This window comes from Mycobacterium sp. NGS67 (assembly GCF_059812185.1).
The window spans coordinates 207,028-225,427 of record NZ_JCALCF010000003.1; the positions used below are offsets into that span (position 1 = coordinate 207,028).

The 18,400-nt window shown below is 66.6% G+C and carries 13 protein-coding genes; 3 read left to right on the forward strand and 10 right to left on the reverse strand.

The window, feature by feature from the left end:
- Positions 1-124 precede the first annotated feature (124 nt).
- From eccA to AC5Y4D_RS03905, 8 genes are all read right to left on the reverse strand, one after another.
- Positions 125-1,957 (reverse strand): type VII secretion AAA-ATPase EccA, encoded by a 1,833-nt coding sequence (gene eccA, locus AC5Y4D_RS03870; protein WP_499942458.1) that lies wholly within the window; start codon positions 1,955-1,957, stop codon positions 125-127.
- Positions 1,954-3,174 (reverse strand): type VII secretion protein EccE, encoded by a 1,221-nt coding sequence (gene eccE, locus AC5Y4D_RS03875; protein ID WP_500036419.1) that lies wholly within the window; start codon positions 3,172-3,174, stop codon positions 1,954-1,956. Before eccE ends, eccA begins: the two co-directional genes overlap by 4 nt.
- Positions 3,171-5,030 carry a S8 family serine peptidase gene (locus AC5Y4D_RS03880; protein ID WP_500036420.1) on the reverse strand — a complete coding sequence of 620 codons (1,860 nt, stop codon included), beginning with the start codon at positions 5,028-5,030 and terminating at the stop codon, positions 3,171-3,173. The genes eccE and AC5Y4D_RS03880 overlap by 4 nt, the downstream gene beginning before the upstream one ends.
- Positions 5,008-6,519 (reverse strand): type VII secretion integral membrane protein EccD, encoded by a 1,512-nt coding sequence (eccD, locus tag AC5Y4D_RS03885; protein ID WP_500036421.1) that lies wholly within the window; start codon positions 6,517-6,519, stop codon positions 5,008-5,010. Before eccD ends, AC5Y4D_RS03880 begins: the two co-directional genes overlap by 23 nt.
- Before the next feature lie 264 nt (positions 6,520-6,783).
- Positions 6,784-7,686, reverse strand: coding sequence for an ESX secretion-associated protein EspG (locus tag AC5Y4D_RS03890; RefSeq protein WP_499942464.1), 903 nt, complete (start codon positions 7,684-7,686; stop codon positions 6,784-6,786).
- A 137-nt stretch (positions 7,687-7,823) separates the two neighbouring features.
- The gene (locus tag AC5Y4D_RS03895) at positions 7,824-8,108 is read right to left on the reverse strand and encodes a WXG100 family type VII secretion target (RefSeq protein WP_499942466.1); all 285 of its coding nucleotides are present in this window, start codon (positions 8,106-8,108) and stop codon (positions 7,824-7,826) included.
- 38 nt (positions 8,109-8,146) lie between these two features.
- Positions 8,147-8,443, reverse strand: a complete 297-nt coding sequence (locus AC5Y4D_RS03900) for a WXG100 family type VII secretion target (protein WP_499942468.1) — start codon at positions 8,441-8,443, stop codon at positions 8,147-8,149.
- Between the two features lie 320 nt (positions 8,444-8,763).
- The gene (locus tag AC5Y4D_RS03905) at positions 8,764-9,063 is read right to left on the reverse strand and encodes a type VII secretion system ESX-5 target PE19 (protein ID WP_036361188.1); all 300 of its coding nucleotides are present in this window, start codon (positions 9,061-9,063) and stop codon (positions 8,764-8,766) included.
- Between the two features lie 834 nt (positions 9,064-9,897).
- Between AC5Y4D_RS03905 and AC5Y4D_RS03910 the strand changes: the two genes are divergently transcribed.
- The 3 genes from AC5Y4D_RS03910 to AC5Y4D_RS03920 are packed head-to-tail and all read left to right on the forward strand — an operon-like array spanning position 9,898 to position 12,608.
- The gene (locus AC5Y4D_RS03910) at positions 9,898-10,197 is read left to right on the forward strand and encodes a PE family protein (protein ID WP_500036422.1); all 300 of its coding nucleotides are present in this window, start codon (positions 9,898-9,900) and stop codon (positions 10,195-10,197) included.
- A 32-nt stretch (positions 10,198-10,229) separates the two neighbouring features.
- Positions 10,230-11,432 carry a PPE family protein gene (locus AC5Y4D_RS03915; RefSeq protein ID WP_500036423.1) on the forward strand — a complete coding sequence of 401 codons (1,203 nt, stop codon included), beginning with the start codon at positions 10,230-10,232 and terminating at the stop codon, positions 11,430-11,432.
- A 27-nt stretch (positions 11,433-11,459) separates the two neighbouring features.
- Positions 11,460-12,608, forward strand: a complete 1,149-nt coding sequence (locus AC5Y4D_RS03920; protein ID WP_500036424.1) for a PPE family protein — start codon at positions 11,460-11,462, stop codon at positions 12,606-12,608.
- A 29-nt stretch (positions 12,609-12,637) separates the two neighbouring features.
- Here the strand turns inward: AC5Y4D_RS03920 and eccCa are convergent, their stop codons facing one another.
- Both eccCa and eccB read right to left on the reverse strand, forming a co-directional pair.
- A complete protein-coding gene (eccCa, locus tag AC5Y4D_RS03925) occupies positions 12,638-16,807 on the reverse strand; it encodes a type VII secretion protein EccCa (protein ID WP_500036425.1) in 4,170 nt (1,389 codons plus the stop codon).
- Complete coding sequence (eccB, locus tag AC5Y4D_RS03930) at positions 16,804-18,327, reverse strand: type VII secretion protein EccB (protein ID WP_499942482.1); 1,524 nt, start codon at positions 18,325-18,327, stop codon at positions 16,804-16,806. Before eccB ends, eccCa begins: the two co-directional genes overlap by 4 nt.
- Between the last annotated feature and the right edge of the window lie 73 nt (positions 18,328-18,400).

Sequence of the window (18,400 nt, forward strand, 5' to 3'; positions counted from 1 at the left end):
CGGCGAGATTTGCCGGACGCGACGACCCCGCCAGTTCTGGCCCGAATTTCACACAGCGTATCGGGCCGGGGCGGTGCCGGCAGGAAGTTAGCCGAACCCGAATTTCGGCGCGCCGCGTGCTAGCTCAGTTGCTCTTCTTCTCCGCAACCGCGGCGCTGAGTCCCTCGGCCAGGTCGTCCCGCGTCAATTCCCGGAACCGGCGCAACTGCGCCTCGCTGAAATCGGTGAGGTCACTGTTGAGCACCGCGTCCAGGTCTTCGTCGTCGAGCCGGAAATTGCGGTGATCACGAGCCTTCTCCACCACGTTTCGCACGAAACCGGCGTTACCCAGCATGTCGATGCCCCGGATCAGGTCGCCGTCCTCGGAGTACGTCTCGTCGAGGTAGAACTTGGTGTACGACGGCAGCAGGATCGCGACCTCTTCGTCGGTGATGACGTCTTCGTTCTCGTTACCCATCAGCTGGGTCAGCGCTATCAACTCAGCCGGCGTGTAGCTGTAGAACTCGATGACCGTCGAAAAGCGCCGCCGCAGACCCTGATTCACTTCGAGCATCTTTTCCATGGCCTTGGCGTAACCGGCACCGAACACCACCAGCTCGTCGCGGTGGTTCTCCATGTACAGCAGCAGCGTGTTGATGATCGCGTTGCCGTACGGGTCGCCCTGCGAGTAGCCCTTCTCGTGCAGCGTGTGCATCTCGTCGAAGAAGACCGCGCCGCCGAGCGCACCCTCGAGCATCTCTTCGGCGTTCTTCTCGGCGTCGGCCATGTAGCGGCCCAGCAACTTGGTGCGGCTGGTTTCCACCACCAGCGGCTTGCGCAGCACTGTCAATCCACACAGTTGCTTGGTGAAAGCCCTTGCGACCGAAGTCTTTCCGGTACCCGGCGGTCCCAGCAGCAAGGTGTGGCGCGAGGTCACCGGGACCGGAAGTCCCATCTTGGCGCGCGCCATATTCACCTTGGTGGTGGACTTGATGAGTTTGATTTCCTTCTTGGCCTGCGCCATGCCCAGCATCGCGTCCAGCTCGGCGTCACCCTCGGCGAGGTACCGCGCGGCTTCCTCGGCGTGCCGGGCGGCTTCGGCCTGTGCCCGGGTCGGCGCGCTGTCCGGATCCCAGGGATCCGTTCGGGCCTCGATCGTTTCCGGGTCGGTGAGGACCAGGCGAAAGTTCGGATTGTCCAGAGCCTCACGCGCAGGAGTGAACTTCGCGTCGCGCGAATACACGCGGCGCAACAGTTCGACTGCTTCCTCTTCGCGGCCGACATGCCGCAGACACATGCCCTGGGTGTACAGGGCGATGTTGGCCGCACCGGGCACCCGGTCCCCTTCGATGGCTTCCTGACCGCGGCGGAAAGCCTCCTCGAAGACGCCGAGCGAGGCCAGCGCCGTGGTGGCCATCGCCGCACCGGCCGCCTTCAACTCCGGATGCCGCCACGGGGTCGCCTCGGGGAACTGCACCAGCACATCCGGCCAGCGTTTGGTGCGGAAATACAGCACCCCCCGCACGTAGCTGACCAGCTCGGTGTCGAACGGGTGCCGCGGTTCGGTGGCGTCGAGCAGATCGGCCGCCTCCTTGTACCGCTTGTTCTCGGCCAGCACGGCCGCGTACGCGCAAGCCAGCGAATCGACACTGGTGACGGCTAGGCGCAGGAACAGGCCGTCGGACACCTCGGGGCGAAACTGCAGGTCGGTGACGCCGAGCCGGCGGGTTTCCCAGCCGAAAGTCCGCACCGCCGCCCAGGCGCCGGCAAGCACCTCGATGCTCTGGTCCCCGGACAGGATCCGCGCCAGCCACGCGTCGCACATCGCGGGATCCAGCGTGGTGGCGGTGGTGAACATCTGCGATGCCACCTGCGGATTGTGACTGGGCTGCAGTCCGTTGACGGAGATTCCCGATGCCAGCAATCCGGCGACCATCGCGTTGCGGGCATCTTCGGCAGTCGACTGCGCGCGTGTCATTGTGCTGCTGAGCTGGTGACGTGCTCCGCGTCAGGACCGAGTGGCAACTCCAGCTCGTCGTGGTCTCGAAGGTCGCGGCTCGGTACGACCAGTTGCGCCCGGGTGGACGGCGCCGGCAGGCTGCCCCGCACGGCCGCCAACTGGCGACCCGTGAGTCGGTTGAGTCCGGCCGTGAGCTCCCTCGGCAGTCGGGACTCGCTGTGATAGCGCACCCATGCCGACAATTGAGGCCGGCCCGCCCGTGTAGTCAGTCGCACAGTAACCACCGTAGCCCCCACTTCGGGTGCGTCGGACAGCCACAGTTGGTTCAGCGTCTCGGTGTCGATGTAGGCCGGGCTCACCCAGAAGCTGGTCACGAAGCCGTTGAAGTGCTTGAGATGCCGCCACCCGGGCCGGCTCCAGGTCGGTTCCAGGTCGGCGAGCACTGCGCTGTCGACCTCGGCCAGCTCGTCGGCGGTCAACGGACGCGCTGCGCAGCTCTGTCCGTCCAGATCCTGGACCAGCCGCTCGGCGGCCGCCACCAGAGTCGCTGCCAGGGAGTCGCGACACAACACCGCACCCACGTTGCGCTGCGGGTCCATTCGCAACACCAACCAGGTGCGGCGACGGTCGGTACCGGGCCGCTCGCCGGTGGCCTCGTTCGCGCCCCACCCTTCCGGGCCCCACTCCTCCAGCGACGCCGACGCCCGGGCGGCTTCCGCGCCGCCACGCACCTCCACGGAGACGATGTCGATAGCGTCGAGATGGACATCGAACTGCTGCAACCCATCCGCGACCGCTGCCACCGGCAGGATCGCCGCCGATCCCGACGGGCGGTGGCGATGCCGACCGGGGTGATCGCTGTCGGCGCCGTCGACCTCGATCACGGCGACCAACTGGCCGCGGTACTCGCGCACCCCGACCGTGTCGCGCCCGAAGCGGCGCTTGAAGTCGGTCGCCGGCGTACAACCCGCGCCCAGGGCGGTGCCGGGGTCCGCGGACCAGTCCCACAGCCAGTTCGCCACAGCCGACGTGACCGTGATGCCGTGATAGGTGACGATCGACAACAGCGTCACCAGCACCGCAAGGCCGACGCCGACCCACCAGGCCACCCGGTTGGGTCCCTGCCACGACTCGGGGGCGTGACTGGCGAGCACCAGGATGAGCACCACGACCAGGAACACCGCGGTCACGCGCGGCCAGGACAAGGACAACCCGAGCTTGCGCTGAGCCTTCATCGTTGTTTCCGCGATCGTCGCATCAATGTCGCTGTACCGAACACTGCTCCGCCTATCAGTAATGCCGCGGCCAGGCCCCCGGTGGCCACCCACACCGGCGCCATGTTGCGCGGAGGAGGCGCTTTCGGCAGCGACAGCGGCGCCGAGAGTTGTTTGGGTGCTTGGGGCGGTCCTTGGGGGACATCCCATGTCAACGCCGCGACCGGGTCGATGACACCGTATCCGACCTGGTTGTCCACCCCGCGGGCGGGCGGCCGGGCCGTGTGGATGAGTCGTTGCATGACCTGATACGCCGAGAGCTCGGGGAACTTGGCGCGCACCAGCGCGGCGACCCCCGACACGATCGCCGTGGAAAAGCCGCTGCCCTGCGGCGGCAGCAAGTTGTTTTCCTGACCGACGATGGCGTTGACCAAAGCGTCGTCGCGATTCGAGAAACCCATGACGTCGTCTCCCGGCGCTGAGATCGAGACCCAGGGACCGGCGATGCTCACTTGCGGCAACGGCTGACCGCCAGGGGTACTACCGATTGGGCTGGTGACGGCGCCGACGGTGAGGACGTCGTCGCTGAACCACGAGGGCGTCACGACCGTGCTCACGCCGCTCCAGTTGCGTGGGTCCTGGGGCGAGAGCGGATCGAAGGCCGGGTTCTCTCCCTTGCAGTCTTTCCCACCCCTGTCTCCAGCGGCAGACACGATCAGCGCGTTCTTTTCGACCGCCGCATAGTGCACGGCGGCTCCCAGAACCCGCTGATCGATCGGATTGCGGGCGCTGATGCAGATCACCTCGGAAATGTTGATCACCGAAGCACCCATGTTGGCAGCATGAACGATCGCGCGTGCCATCGTCTGGATGTCATCGATCTTGGCCGCGGTCTGCGGGTCCGCATCGCCGGTATAGGCATCCTTCAGCGAGAACGCCTGGCTGGACTGCCGAATGGAAATGATTTCAACATCAGGTGCGATTCCGCTGAAGGCGTCGGAAGCTGCCCCGGTCGACTCCGGAGGCGGTGCCGCCGCGGGTGTGGGTGATGCCGGCGACGGCGACGCTGAGGTGGAGGTCGACGGCGACGGCGAGGCCGAGGCCGTCGGCGACGGGGAGGCCGAGGTCGTCGGTGCCAGCGGGCGCGGATGATCGACGGGTTGCACCCTTCCGCCGCCGGAGTAACCCGGAATTGTCACGGTGCCGCCGCCCCGGTTGGCCGACGGCGCCTGGCCCGGTCCCGGCGCGGGGCCGGGCGGAGCCCCCTCCGACGGCGACGGCGGCGGTGCCGGGATCATCGTGATGGTCGGGCCGGGCACCGGAGAAAGTGTCACAGTCTGCGGTGGTGGCGGCTTTTCCTGCGTGGGTACAGTGACCGGCCGGCGCGGTGCCGCTGGCGGAAGCGCCGCCCCACTGGCGGTCGCCCCGCCGATCATGGATGCCACCAGGGTGCCGTGCGCGTCACAGTCCGAAAGCCCATCGCCGCCGGCCATCACATAGTCGCCACCCGCAACCAGCCGCGGCAACCTCGGGTGCGGGGTCACGCCCGTGTCGATGACCGCGACCTTCACCCCTTCGCCGCGACCGAATCGCCACGCCTCGGTGAGATTCAGCATCTCCATGTATCTCGGCGGCACTTTGAAGTTCGTACCGGGCAGCACCCCGACCTCGTTGCAGTACTTGTCCTGCTTCATCGGCCCGACCGGCCCGGGCGGGCTGTCGGGCGGGATGGCCCCGGGGTCGAACGGCGGCGGTGTGATCGCGTATGCGGGCGGCAAACCGGCGAGTGCCCCGCCCGCAAGGACCACCGCGGCCAGCGCCGCGCTAGTCGCACGGCGCCGCCACCGCCAGCCGCTACCGGTAGCGAATTGCTGCATAGACGTTCATCAACCACAACGCCAGCGGGAAGATCGGTATCAGGCACAGATACTCGATCCATTCCACGAACTTGCGGAACAGCGGACTGTAGACGGTGTTGGGCACCACCGCGGCGGCCGTCAGGCCCGCCGTCGGGAGCGCCACCAGGACCGCGGCGGCGATCGACACCGACAACGGCGACGACAGCACCAACGCGTAGCGCACCGCCACGGCCGCGATGATGATCACCCCGGTGGCGGCCAAGGTGATGGCCTGCCAGCGGTCGACGTACGAGCGACCCCGCAATAACAGGAACCCGGCGGTGAATCCCGCCAGCAACAGCGGCAGCCAACGTTCGTGGGTGTGCGGGTTGCTCAGGGCGGTGAGGCAGACGACCGTCAGGACGCCGAGACCGATCAGCAGGCCAGAAAGGAACGACCGGGCCCGCTCGGCCTGCAGCAGCACGTCCCGCACCGAGGCCGGGCCTTCCAGGGTCGGCGGGCCGCCCTCGGACCGGACCACCGTCGTCGGCAGGTCGGGCCGCGCCTCGAACACCCACCGGCTGGTGGCCGACGGGAACACCGGCAGCCGGATACCGGCCAGCCGCCGGGCCAGCGCCGGCGCCGCGTGGTACAGCAGGACGCTGGCCAGGACCAGGCAGCTCATCAGTGTCACCGCACTGGTGGCCGCAACCATCCGGGACAGGCTGGCCAGGGTCGTCAGCGCGCTGATGGTCACTATCGCGGTGTAGATCGCGAGTCGGCGACCGGTGAACCGCAGCGCCAAGGCCGCCGCGACGGTCAGGACACCGAAGCCCAACACCGCCTGCGGCGAGCCGACCGGCCCGGGTGGTGCCGCCGCGGACGCGATCGTGAGCGGCACCAGCCCGCTCATCAGCAGAATGTCCGCGACGCGGCGCTCGGCATCGGTCTTGGCGCGCATCAACAGCAGCACGGACACCGCGAGCACCAGCACGCCGACGATTCCGGCGAAGATTGTGGTCAACCACGTGTTGTGGTGCCAGCGCCACCAACCCAGCACGCCGGATGCCAGCACCACGCCGGTCGCCACCATCGACGCGCCGACCTGAAGGGCCATGACCGGGTCGATCGCGGCGAATCGCTTGCTCAGGTTCGCCGAGACCGCGGTGGAGATGTGCTCGATGACCTGCGAGCGGTGCTCGGTGTCCGGGATGAACCGGATCCACAGCCGGTCACCGTCGAAGACGTCCTGCTCGGTCAGCGACTGGGTGGCGCGCAGGGGCGTGCCGTCCACCAGGCACAGTGCCCAGCGGCCGCGGCCGGCCGCTTCCAACGGCGTCTCCCCCAGCTCCCGCAGCCGGCTGTTGACGACCTTGAGCAAGGGGTCGGTCATCACCGAGACCGGCGCGTTGGCATCCAGCAAGACTCCGATCTGGACGCCCTCGCCGGCCATGATGCCGATGACGACCGCCCTGGGCGACGAGACGCCCTCAATGTCAGTCTGTGGCGCATCAGCTACTGCGGTCATCGTCCTGCACCCCCTGTCATGGCGATTGTGTTGGCCCGTGAGTTGCACCGAGTCGGTGTCGTCCCCGAGGCGCCCGCGACGCCACTCCCTTGGAGCTGCGGCCGGATTGAATCCGTTTTCATTTGCCTCGCCTCGCGCTTATCAGTTGTTGACGTCGTTGTTTTCAATTTTGCAGCCTGTTCGAAAGCAGTATGCCGTGTTGGCATCCAGCTCGCATTTTATGTTGAAAAATGTTGTCAGACTGCGTGTTTCGTAACGGCGTTGTTAAACCCTGCTGTGCGTTTTCCATTCGCCATACGGCAAAGTGTCCAAAACGGTCTTGACCCCGACCTGGACCAGTTGAGGGGTGGCCGGGCAGATAGCCAGCCAAGCCTCACCGGATCCGGCCGTCCGGGCCTGCTGGTAGAGGGCGATGCGTCCGCCGGATCCGTCCTTCAAGGACAGCACCGACGCGCTGGGACCCTTCGCGTCGTCGCGGTACTGACGCGCGTAGACGGCCACCTCGGCCGCGGGATCGGACAATGCCTGACCCAGCGCGGCCACGGTGGAGGCACTGATACCCATGCGGCGCAGGTCGCCGCCGGAGAACACGTTGAAGCCTGATTCCTGCCACGACTTGGTGGCCTCGAGCATCTCTTCCAGCGGCACGTTGACGGCGTTGATCGCCGCCGGATCCGCGTGGTGGATCGATTCGAGGCCGTCCATCACCAGCGCGGCGATCGAGGCGGTGTCGGAGACGGTGACGTCGTCGACGGTGATGTCGTTGCCGACTCGAACGGCCGACACCCAATGCTGCCCGCGCCGGGCCAATACCACCCGGAACTCGTTGTCGGGGATGTCGCGCGATCCCGGCGGCTGATTCTCGTTGTCGACGACCCCGTAGAGCAGCTTGCCGCGGGAGAGCAACGCGACGACTTCGAGGTCGGGCGCCGCGAGCACCTTCATCCGCGCGGCCACATTCTCGTTGACCGTGTCGCCGACCACGATCCCCTGCTCGCGCATCACCGCCATGCCTGGATGCTCGTTGAGCCAATCGTTGTTGTCCGTGGAGACATACGGCCGGCACCGCAACTCCGGCGCTACGTGCCGGATATCCAGCAACGCTTGCAGCATCCAGAAGCCGTCGACATTGACGGTGATGTCGGTGCGGGTGCTCTGTTGATCCATCCCTACCTCAGTGGTCCGTGAGCGGTCCGAAAGCTGTCCTAGCCATCTTCATCAGCCATCTTCATCCAGTAAACCGCAGGACACGGCAGCACACCGTCTCGCTTGATGGTGTGCTGCCGTGCCTGTGGTTTCGGTTATCAGGCCCAGCTGGACCCGACGGCGCTGTCGGTCTGCGCCATGTTCTGACCGGCGCTCTGGACCTTCTGGCCGTGGGCGTTGGCCTGCTCGTAGATCACCTGGAAGTTGCGGCCCAGCTGGGCGATGAACTCCTGGCAAGCCACCGAACCGGCGCCGCCCCAGAAGTCACCGGCAGCCAGCACATCGCGAACGATGGCCTGGTGCTCGGCCTCCAGGTTGGCGGCCTGGGCGCGAATCAGCGCGCCGTGCGCGTCGACGTCGCCGAACTGGTAATTGATGGTCATGTCTGTTGTCCTCCTGGATTAGAAGCTGATGGGCTGGACTAGCTGGACAGGATCTGCTGCGACGCCTGCTCTTGCTGCTCGTAGTTGTTGGCGTCACGGATCAGACCATCGCGCACCCCGTGCAGCATGTTCACGATGTTGCGGAACGCGGTGTTCATCTGGCCCATGGTGTCCAGCGAGGTGGCCGAAGCCAGACCGCTCCAACCCGCGCCCGAGATGTTCTGCGAGGACGCCCACATACGACGGGCCTCGTCCTCGACGGTCTGCGCGTGGGTCTCGAAACGGCCCGCCATGGCACGCATTGCGTGCGGGTCGGTCATAAAGCGAGTTGCCACTTTAATTCTCCTTGCGATGAATGTCTTACGACTGAATGGTGTTGTTACAACGCGATGGCCGATCAGCGCTACACGCGGGCGTGACCGCCGACCGGGAAATTACGGAGGACCCCCTATTCCGTCAGCCGGCGGCCACCGGGCTGCGTCACGGCCGGAAAGGTGTCGAACCCGAACCCCGTTGTCCGAGTTGACGGCGAATGCAGGTGATCCGAAGTGACGGCCTCCGACCGAGCCGTTCAACCCCGAAATCACCGCCTGCGGAGAGATCGCTGTGATGATTGCGTTCATAGCTGCTCCCTCCTGTCGATGTGTCAGTTCGGTCAGCCTGCGGCTGCCGCGTTGGCGGCCTCGGTGGCCGCGTACGAACCCGAACTGGTGGTCAATGTGTTCACGAACATCTCGTGGATCGCGGCGGCCTGCGCACTGACGGCCTGGTACATCTGCGCGTGGGCCGCGAACTGGGCCGCGGTGAGCGCCGACACCTCATCGGCGGCTGCCGGCACCACCCCGGTGGTGGGAGCCGCCGCGGCCGCATTCTGCGCGCTCATCGTGGTGCCGATACCCTGCAGGTTTCCGGCCGCCGCCGCCAGCGCCTCCGGCTGTGTGGTCACGAACGACATGCTGTTTCCTCCCTCAATTCGTCCCAGCAACCGCTCTCTCGCAAGAGAGTAGATGACTGTGTGGCGCCAAGTCGTCTCCGACGGTACCTGTTTGCAGTTGTTCACTTGCCGGTAAAACGAATTCACCAGTCGTAACGACACAGTAACAGCGTCTGACCTGGTTCGGCAGGTGCTCGCGGGAAGCCGTGGCGACCTTCCGGCGCTGATCGGGTCGGACTTCGCTGACCTGAGCTTTTCCTGGCACTCTCACGGCGCGGGGCGAGCTGCGCCAGCGTGCCTTCCTCCGGCAATTCCCGTCGACGAATCCGCGCCGGGACAACGGCCGGATCGCGCATCCCGAGCGCGGATAATTCGGCGTCCGGCGCGGCACTTTCCGGACTTAGTATTTTGTCCATCCTCGATTATCTCTTCGTTTACTGTCGCGCCATCATTTGTCCATAGTTCGATTTTGTGAACTCGCATATAACTCGTGGCGACATACTGAACTCATACACTTCTTCTGTCGCGAGCGCGGTCGGTCCGCAGCCGGGAGCGACGGCATATGCGCAGCTCAGGACGCTAATTAAAGCCACGTGGTGTACGAAAGTTTAACGATCGTTAGCGAATAGTGAATTGTTCGCGTCATGGGTATCACCGACTCCCAGGGCGATCTAATGTGTTTCATGTGAATCAGTTCTGCGCTTGACCACCCTCGTGAATCACAGTGATACGATGCCCGACTTTTTCGGACTTCGGCCGATCGACAATTGATCGTTGTCGTTTCCGGACGGTCGGCGATAGACGCGACACACCGATGTGTGCAGCCACCATTCATAACTCACCGGAGGAGTTCTCATGTCGTTCGTACATACCTATCCTGAGCACCTTGCCGCCGCCGCCAGCAACCTGCAGTCACTTGGCGCGGCGTTGAACGCCGGCAATGCGGCGGCCGCCGGCCCCATCAGCGGCGTGATCCCGGCTGCCATCGACGAGGTGTCGGTGTTGACGGCGGCCCATTTTGCGCTGCGCGGTCAGCGCTTTCAGGAGCTGAGTGCCCAGGCCGCCAGGATCCAGGCGGCGCTGGCCGCGACGCTGGCAACCAGCGGAGGTTCCTACGCCGCGACCGAAGCGGCCAACGCCGTTGCGGCGCTCTGAGCCCGTCGCAGCGTAAGGACTACGGAGCAGTGGTGGATTACGGAGTGTTGCCGCCGGAGATCAACTCGGCACGCATCTACGGCGGACCGGGTGCTGGTTCCCTGATCGCCGCGTCGACGGCGTGGAGTGACCTGGCCGGGGAGTTCGCGGCCGCGGCCAGTGGACATCGTTCGGTGATCGAGGCACTGACCAGCGGGCCATGGCTGGGACCGGCGTCGGCGAAGTTGGTGTCGGCGGTATCACCGTTCATCACCTGGCTGAGCAACAGCGCCGAGCAGGCAGCCGAGACGGCGACTCGGACGAGCGCGGCGGCCAGTGCCTACGAAAGGGCGTTCGCGGCCAGCGTGCCGCCGCCGCTGATCGCGTCCAACCGTGCCTTGGTGCAGGAGTTGACCGCCACCAACGTCCTGGGGCAGAACAGCGCGGCGATTTCGCAGCTCGAAGCCCTGTACGCCGAGTACTGGGCGCAGGATGCGGGGGCGATGTCCACCTACGCGGGCAGCGCAGCGGCGTCGACCCAGTCGACGGAGTTGACGGCGCCGGCCGACGTAGCCGAGCCGTCGGGGGCTGCCGATCAAGCCATCGCCGTAGCCAGCGCCGCGGGTCAGGGCGTGCAGAACCAACTCGACAGCCTGAGCGCGCAGCTGACCCCGAGGGTCAGCGAAGTGGTGAAGACGCTGTCCTCGCCGCTCAACGGCCAAGGCCCCGCGATCGACGCGTGGATCATCGCCAACACCCCGTTCGACGACATCGTGCCGCTGTACAGCAAGTACCTCTCGCCCTACATCAACTCATTCGCGGCCCTGATTCAGTCGACGCAGACTGTCGGGCAGAACACCAGCGGTTGGTCGGGCATCGGTAACCTCGCGAACACTCTCGGCAAGGACGCCGCCAGTGCGGCGAAGGCCGCCGCCGGAGCCGCGCCCGCGGCCGCGGCGGCGGGCAATGCCGCGGCCAGTGCCGCGCCGGCCGGCCTGGGCGGGATAACCGGAGCGGCCGCGAGCCTGGGTAAAGCGGTGCCGATCGGCGGGTTGTCGGCGCCGACGAGCTGGATGCCTTGGCATGCCACCACCAACCCGGGCGTGGCCAGCGCGATCCCGGCCGCCGCGGAAAGCACCAACAGTTTCCCGATGGCTCCGCCGTTCGGCCAGTTCGTCAATGGCGGCTACGGGCGAAATCAGCCGATTTACGGCTTCAAGCCCTCCGTGATGGCCAAGCCGCCGGCCGCCGGCTGACGGCGACCGGATCCAGGGGACAACGCAATGCTCGACTACGGGCTGTTGCCGCCCGAGATCAACTCCGGGCGCATGTACACCGGTCCCGGCTCCGGTCCGATGCTTGCCGCTGCGGCGGCGTGGAGCGGATTGGCCGCAGATGTGCAATCCGCGGCGGATGGCCATCGGTCGGTGATCACCGAGCTCACCGGCGGGCCGTGGCTCGGGCCGGCGTCAGAGTCACTGGTCGTGGCGGCCACTCCGTTCATTGCCTGGCTGGATGCCAGCGCGGTGGACGCCGGCGAGACGGCAAGCCAGGCGTACGCCGCCGCGACCGCCTACGAGGCGGCTTTCGCGGCCACCGTCCCACCTCCGGTGATCGCCGCCAACCGTGCGCTACTGGCGGCGTTGGTGGCCACCAATTTTCTGGGCCAGAACACCCCGGCGATCGCAGCGACGGAGGCCCTCTACATGGAGTTCTGGGCTCAAGACGCCGCGGCGATGTACAGCTACGCCGATGGTTCGACGGCCGCATCCGAGTTCACGGAGCTGCCCGAACCGGCCGAAGTGACCGACCCGGCCGGGGTCGTCGACCTCAATGGTGTTGGGGCGCAGCTGAGTTCGCGAGTCGGCGAGGTGTTGCAGATGCTGTCTTCACCCTTGAACGGGCAAGGCACCGCGATCGACCAGTGGATCATCGCCAACACGCCGTTCGACGACATCGTCCCGCTCTACACCAAGTACATTTCGCCGTACCTGAGCGCTTTTGCGCAGGGTCTGCAAGACACTCTGTTCGTCGGTGACGAGACGGCCGGTTTCGCCAAGCTCGGCAGTCTTGCGAATGATTTCGTCAAGGATGCGGCCACGGCGGCCGAGCAGGCGACGCGGGCGGCCGGACAGGCTGCAGCGGCCGCCGGCAGAAGTCTGGGCGGCGTCACTGCGAACCTGGGCAATGCGCTTCCGATCGGGAAGTTGTCCGCACCGGCGAGCTGGACCATGTCCACTGCTCCGACCGCCGCCGGGGCTAGCGCTGTCGGCAATGCCACCGCAGTTCCGGCCGCCGCCGAAGGTGCAGTCCGCGGCGGTGTCCCGATGACCGGACCGCTCGGGCAGTTCGTCAACGGTGGCAACGGCCGAAAGCCCCCGGCCTATGGGCACCGGCTGACCTTCATGACCAGGCCACCGGCGGCCGGCTAGACGGGCGGCGCTTTCGTACTGCGCTACACCTACTTGCGCACCTCGGTGGCCGCCACCTGCACGAAGACGCCGGTGTCCTCGGCCATCAACAGTCCTCGACCGCGAGGCAGCGGGCCGCCCTTCATCTTGCCGCGGATGAAGCCTTCGTCCGGGTCGGCGTCCATCACCAGCAGCGGCGCATTCGCCTGATGCAGGGCCCGCAGCATCGGGTCGCTGCCCGCCGACGACCAACCGCCGAAGGTACGGGTCACGATGACGTGCAGACCGACGTCGGCAGCCCGGTTCACGAACGGAACGGCCTTGTGCAACGGCGAGTCGAAGCCCGGCGGCAGCTGCTGGATGTCGTCGACGATCAGGAAGATCTCCGGACCGCTCCACCACGACCGCGACAACAGCTCCTCGGCGGACAGACCCGGCGGCGGCTCGCGGCCCGCCAGCGCCACCGACAACTCGCCCATCATCGCCACCACACCGTCGAGGTTGTAGGCGAACTTCTCCACGTACTCGGAACCCAGCGTGGTCAGCAGCTGACGGCGCGGATCGACCAGCCACACCTGAGCGGACCGGCGTCCGGGCGGCGGGGGCGGCGCGCTGGTCGCGCCGGGCGCGTACAGCCGTCCGATTTCGGACATGATCGTCGCGAGCGTGGTCGTCCGGCCACATTCGCGACGCCCGGTAACCATCAGATGCGAGTTCTCGGCGAAGTTGAGGTACACCGGCTGCAGGTCCAATTCCGATATCGCCCAAGCGATTCCGCCGGCACCGACACCCTGGCGGGTGTCCCGCGCCGCCAGCTCGCGCACCTGCTCGACACCGAACCGCGCCGGCAGGCGACGCACCGGCGGTGCGGCGGCCGTGGTGAGCCGGCTGACCGCCTCGACAACACTGTTGCTCTCGAAGACGTTGTCGGGTGTCGCCGACAGCGCCGGGCGGGCCACCAGAGTGTGCAGACCCGCTTGCGGGTCGCTATCCAACCGCACGTAGTTGACCGCCACCATGCCGCGGCCCGGCTTCACCGGGACGTCCTTGGCGAACCGGGAGCGGACCAGCTTCGCGTCTTCGACCGCGGCCAGACGCAGCTCCACCCGCGAACCGAAACCGCTGCGCACCGGTGGCCGCAGTTCGGATTCCCGGTCGGCGGTGACCACCACGTGCACACCGAACGAGGGACCCTGGTTGATGATCACGTTGACCTGGTCGATCAACACTTCGTTTTCTTCGGCCAGCGCCCGGTAGTTGTCGATCACCAGGTAGACGTCACCGAACCCGTCGTTGGGCACCGGACCGACTTCCCCGCCGAACTTGCGGCGCCGGAACATCTCCATCGAGGCGATGCCGTATTCGAGGAAGCTGCGCTTGCGCTCGCGCACCAGCGCCAGCAGCTCTGCCACCGTCCGGCGTACCCCGTACGGGTCGGTGGGACCGGCTACCTCACCGACGTGCGGCAACTGCGCCACCGTGGTCAGCGCCGTGCTGCTGTAGGCCAGGCAGTAGAACTGCACCTGCTCGGGGGTGTGGGTGAGCGCCGCCGAGCAGATCAGGGTCTGCAGGGCGGTGGTCTTGCCGGATCCACCGGCGCCCAGGATCAGCACGTTGGAGCCCGGACCCGAGGTGTCGACCGTCCACGGTGGTTGGTCGTGCTTGAACGGGCGGTCGATGATCCCGATCGGGAACACCAGGTTGCGGACCGAACCGTAGTCCTTGTGCCACGGGTGACCGAGGAAGCGGTTGACCAGCTCGTCGATGGGGACGGGCTGGGTCAGCGGCGGCTGCCACAACCGGTAGGGCTCGAACTTGATCTGACGCAGCTGGTCGATGATCACCGTGCCGACCTTCGGCGTCCGGATCGCCTCTTCCTCTTCTTCGGCCTCCACCGGCAGCGCTTCGCCGTTCCCGTTCGTGTAGCCGGTCAGCGCCGGCTCGACGGTGGGACCACCGACGCTGACTTCCATCGGCGTGAACGAGTTCGTGAACAATTGCGGCCGGACGTAGTCGATGTTGTGCACCAACACCGGCGCTTCCTCGCCGTCGACGCTCGAGATGCGGAAATAGTCCCGCCACAGGAACTCGGCCTGGAAGCGGATGACATCTTCCAGGCTCTTGCGGAAGTAGCCCAGTCCGGCCTGTGCGGGCAGGTTCACGGCGTTGGGCACACCGGCCGCCTGTGCGGCACCGGCGGTACGGGCCTTCAGCACCAGCCGGTAACCCATGTTCTCCATGAGCTTCTCGGCGCGGCTCTCGATGGTCTGCGAGGCCATCATCAGGTGGATCCAGTACGCGCGGCCCTGCCGGCCGATCGAGTCGAGCACGTCGACCGCGGTCGGCATGATCCGGAACCACTCGTAGAACTCGTCGATCACCACGACCAGCATCGGCAGCGGTGCCATGTCCTGGCCACGGGCGCGCATCCTGGTTCGCACCGAGTTGTATTCCTTGGCGTCGTCCACGCCGGCGCTGTCGCAGATGGCTTTGCGGCGCGCGATCTCACCCCACAACGCGTCCAGGAAACGCTCCATCAGCGCCTGGTCTTCTTCCAGGTCGGTGATGATGCGCGAGACGTGCGGGACCCCGGCGAACGGCTTGACCGCCGATCCACCCTTGAGGTCGGCCAGCACGAACTGCAGCTCTTCGGGCGGGTGGCCGAGCATCAGCGACTCGATCACCGTCCGCACCAGCGTCGACTTACCCGAACCCGTGGTACCCGACATGACGCCGTGCGGACCGTCGCCGCCTTCGTCCAGCGATTTCATGTCCAGGAACAGCAGCTCGCCGTTGTCCGAGCGGTTTCCGAACGGTACGCGCAGCCTGGAGCGGCCCATCGTGTCGGTGCGGCTACCCCACAGGTCTTCGAAGTCGATCCCGGAGGGATCACTGATCCCGTAGTAGGACAAGATGTCGCGGGCACCGATGTGCGCCACCCGCTGGCCGATCTCCTCGTAGGCCTCGGCCAGCCGCCATTGGGCCAGCTTCTGGCCGAACTCTTCGGCCTCGGCGATGCTCATCTGGTCGGTGAGCGCGAAGAACCACGCCTTGTCGTCGATGACCATCCAGGTGTCACGGTCGCGGGGCAGCGCCTCGATCACGCCGATCTTGTCGAACTGCAGCTTGCGCTCGGGCACTCCGGTCCACATCGGCGAGCCGGTCAGGTCGAAGAACGTCACGCCGTCCACGCCCTCGGCGCTGATCACGTACTCCCATTGCGGGTCGTCGACGTCGGCGATGATCACGTGGTGCGGGGTGGGGGTCTGCGCCGAAGAACTCGCGTGCCGGGGCGTGAACGAGCCCCGGCCGGCGAACAGTTCGGCCTGTTCGGCGGCGAATTCGCGAACCGAGCTGTACACCATGCGCGCGTTGCCCGCGGCGTCGTGGCGTCGTGCGTCGCCGAAATGCGGCAGCCACTTGACCCAGTCCCACTCCTCCAGATCGGAGCTGACGATGATGAACTGCATGTGGTCGGGGCCGTGCGAGAAGGTCAGCTGACAGATGATCGACCGCATCAGCGCCAGGACCTGTTCGCGGTCGCCGACCAGGGCGTACCAGGGCTCGACGAGCACCGAGATCATCTTCGGCAGGTTGTAGACGACGCTCTGGTAGCGACCGAACTCCTGCAGCGCCTTGCCGGTCACCGGCTCCAGCTCGATGTCGGTCGGCATGTTCTGCGGCTCGCCCCAGGTCACCTCGGGACGGGTCATGCCGACGCCGACCCGGACCACCCCGAAGTTGAGGTCTTTGCCGTCCGGCTTGCGCTCCCACATCCGGGACGAACCCACCGCGGCGGACAGGGTGTCGGGCGCCGGGTGGAACCACCGGTAGTTGGCGTCCATGCTGTCGGCGGACTCCTGAGCGGTCTCCCGCAGCATGTCCAGCATCAGCATGAACTGGGCCCGCATGGCGTCCAGCTTCGGCCGGCTCATCTGCTGCCCGCCGCCGCCGAACCGGCCGCCGAACATCATCATCATCATGCCGCCGACCATGAAGATCGGGAAGATCGAGCCGACACCACCGAACACGTGCGAGCCGCTGGCAAAGGTCATCGCCACCATGCCGCCGAGCAGGCCGATCACCACGACGCCGACCACGATCAACCACCAGGGTTTGCCCTCGGGCGGCGGAATGCTCAACGGCGTCGGAAGAACGATGTTCTCCGGTTTGATTACCGGCGGCTTCTCCGGGGTCGGCCGGGCAAAACCACGTTTCACTTCGGTACCACCAACTCTGCAGGGGTCATGTCAATCGGTAGCGTGTCGTGCTCCACCAGGGCGTCCGCGCGGGACAGTGTCGGACCCTGCGGCAACAACCGCAGCGCCACCCACGGCGCCAGGCTCGGCTGCAGGGTCAGGCCCAGCGCCTCGCGTGCTTCCTTGGTGTCGTCCACCCCGAATCGCGCGCCCGCATTGGTCAGCCACCACAACGACTCGGTGGTCTGGGCTCCCGGGTGGTTGCCGGTGACGGCCACGAAGTTCGCATAGTTGGGGCCGAAGTAGACTTGGTCGGCCTCGCGTCCGCTCATGTCCGCCTTCACCAGGCTGACCAGATGGTTCATCTCGCTGGCCTTGATCGGCAGGGTCGGCCCGGACACCACCTGTACGCGCGCGCGGGTCTCACCGGCGGTCCGTTCCCACCACCAGCAGGTGGACGGGTTCTCCCGGATGTCCAGCACGTTCAACGGCTCGTTCGGGTACGCCGACAGGTCGATCCGGTTGACCACCGGCATCTTGGCCAGTGCCGAAGGTTCGACCGTCACGGGCTTGGTGTTGCCCGGGTGCCCGGCGTTCTGCAGGATCTGGGCCACCAGCGACGGCATGGTCTGCACACCGTCCTCCAACACCAGCGAATATTGTTGCGGCCCACTGATTTGCGGCGTGACCAGAATCGTTCCGACCGGGCCGGGCGCGCCGGGGAAGGTCGCCGGGGCGCCCGCCTTGGGCACCTCGGGAACCAACAACTCCGGGCCGACGGGCAGGGCGTCGTAAAGGGCGTGACTCATCGGTCGCGCCTGACTGACCTGCTCCGGGGTCACGCCGAGCGGCAACAACACCGACCGGTCGGTGGCGTCGATCTTGGAGCGGCGTCCCTCACGGATCACCCAGGTGCTACCGCCATAGCTGAGCACCACGGCATCCGACCCGTTGAGTATCCGGCGGTGACCGCTCATGTCCGGGGTGCCGTCGATGACGGTCACGGTCACGCCGGCCGGGGAAGCCATACCGCCGGAGGTGCCGCCCACCGTGTCGCAGACCAGCCACGACGAGGCGGACGGGTTCTTGGGCGTGAACGAAGACGGAGCGCCCGGGATCCCGACCAGCGGTCCGTGCGGCATGCCCGCGATCTGGCTGCTCCGGACCTGGTGCGGATTGTCCGGTCGACCGGCGATCAGCCGTGCCGACGCCAGGTTCAGCGCCGGGTACAGCCGGTCCCCGACCTTCACGTACAGCGCCCCCGAGTCACGGTCTGCGATGATCGGCGCGTCGTTGATCTGGCCCGCCGGACTGATGAACGAGTACAGCAAGGCGCCCAGGCAGATGACCAAGGCGGCGGAGACGGAGGCGACGACGGCCAGCGTCTGACGGCGGCCGGGCTCGATCTCCATGCGCACCCGCCACCGGGTCAGCGCCATCGCGGTGCGGCGGGCCAGGAATTGGTAACCCGTTACCTGGGTCCGCGTCGACAATCCCAGGCCGTACCCCGACCCTCGCTGTCCGCGGCTATGTTCAGCCACGTTCGATCACCTTTCGGTTGTGCAAAACACCTGGATACAGGCCCTCGCGGTGAGATTCATCGATAACCGTAGG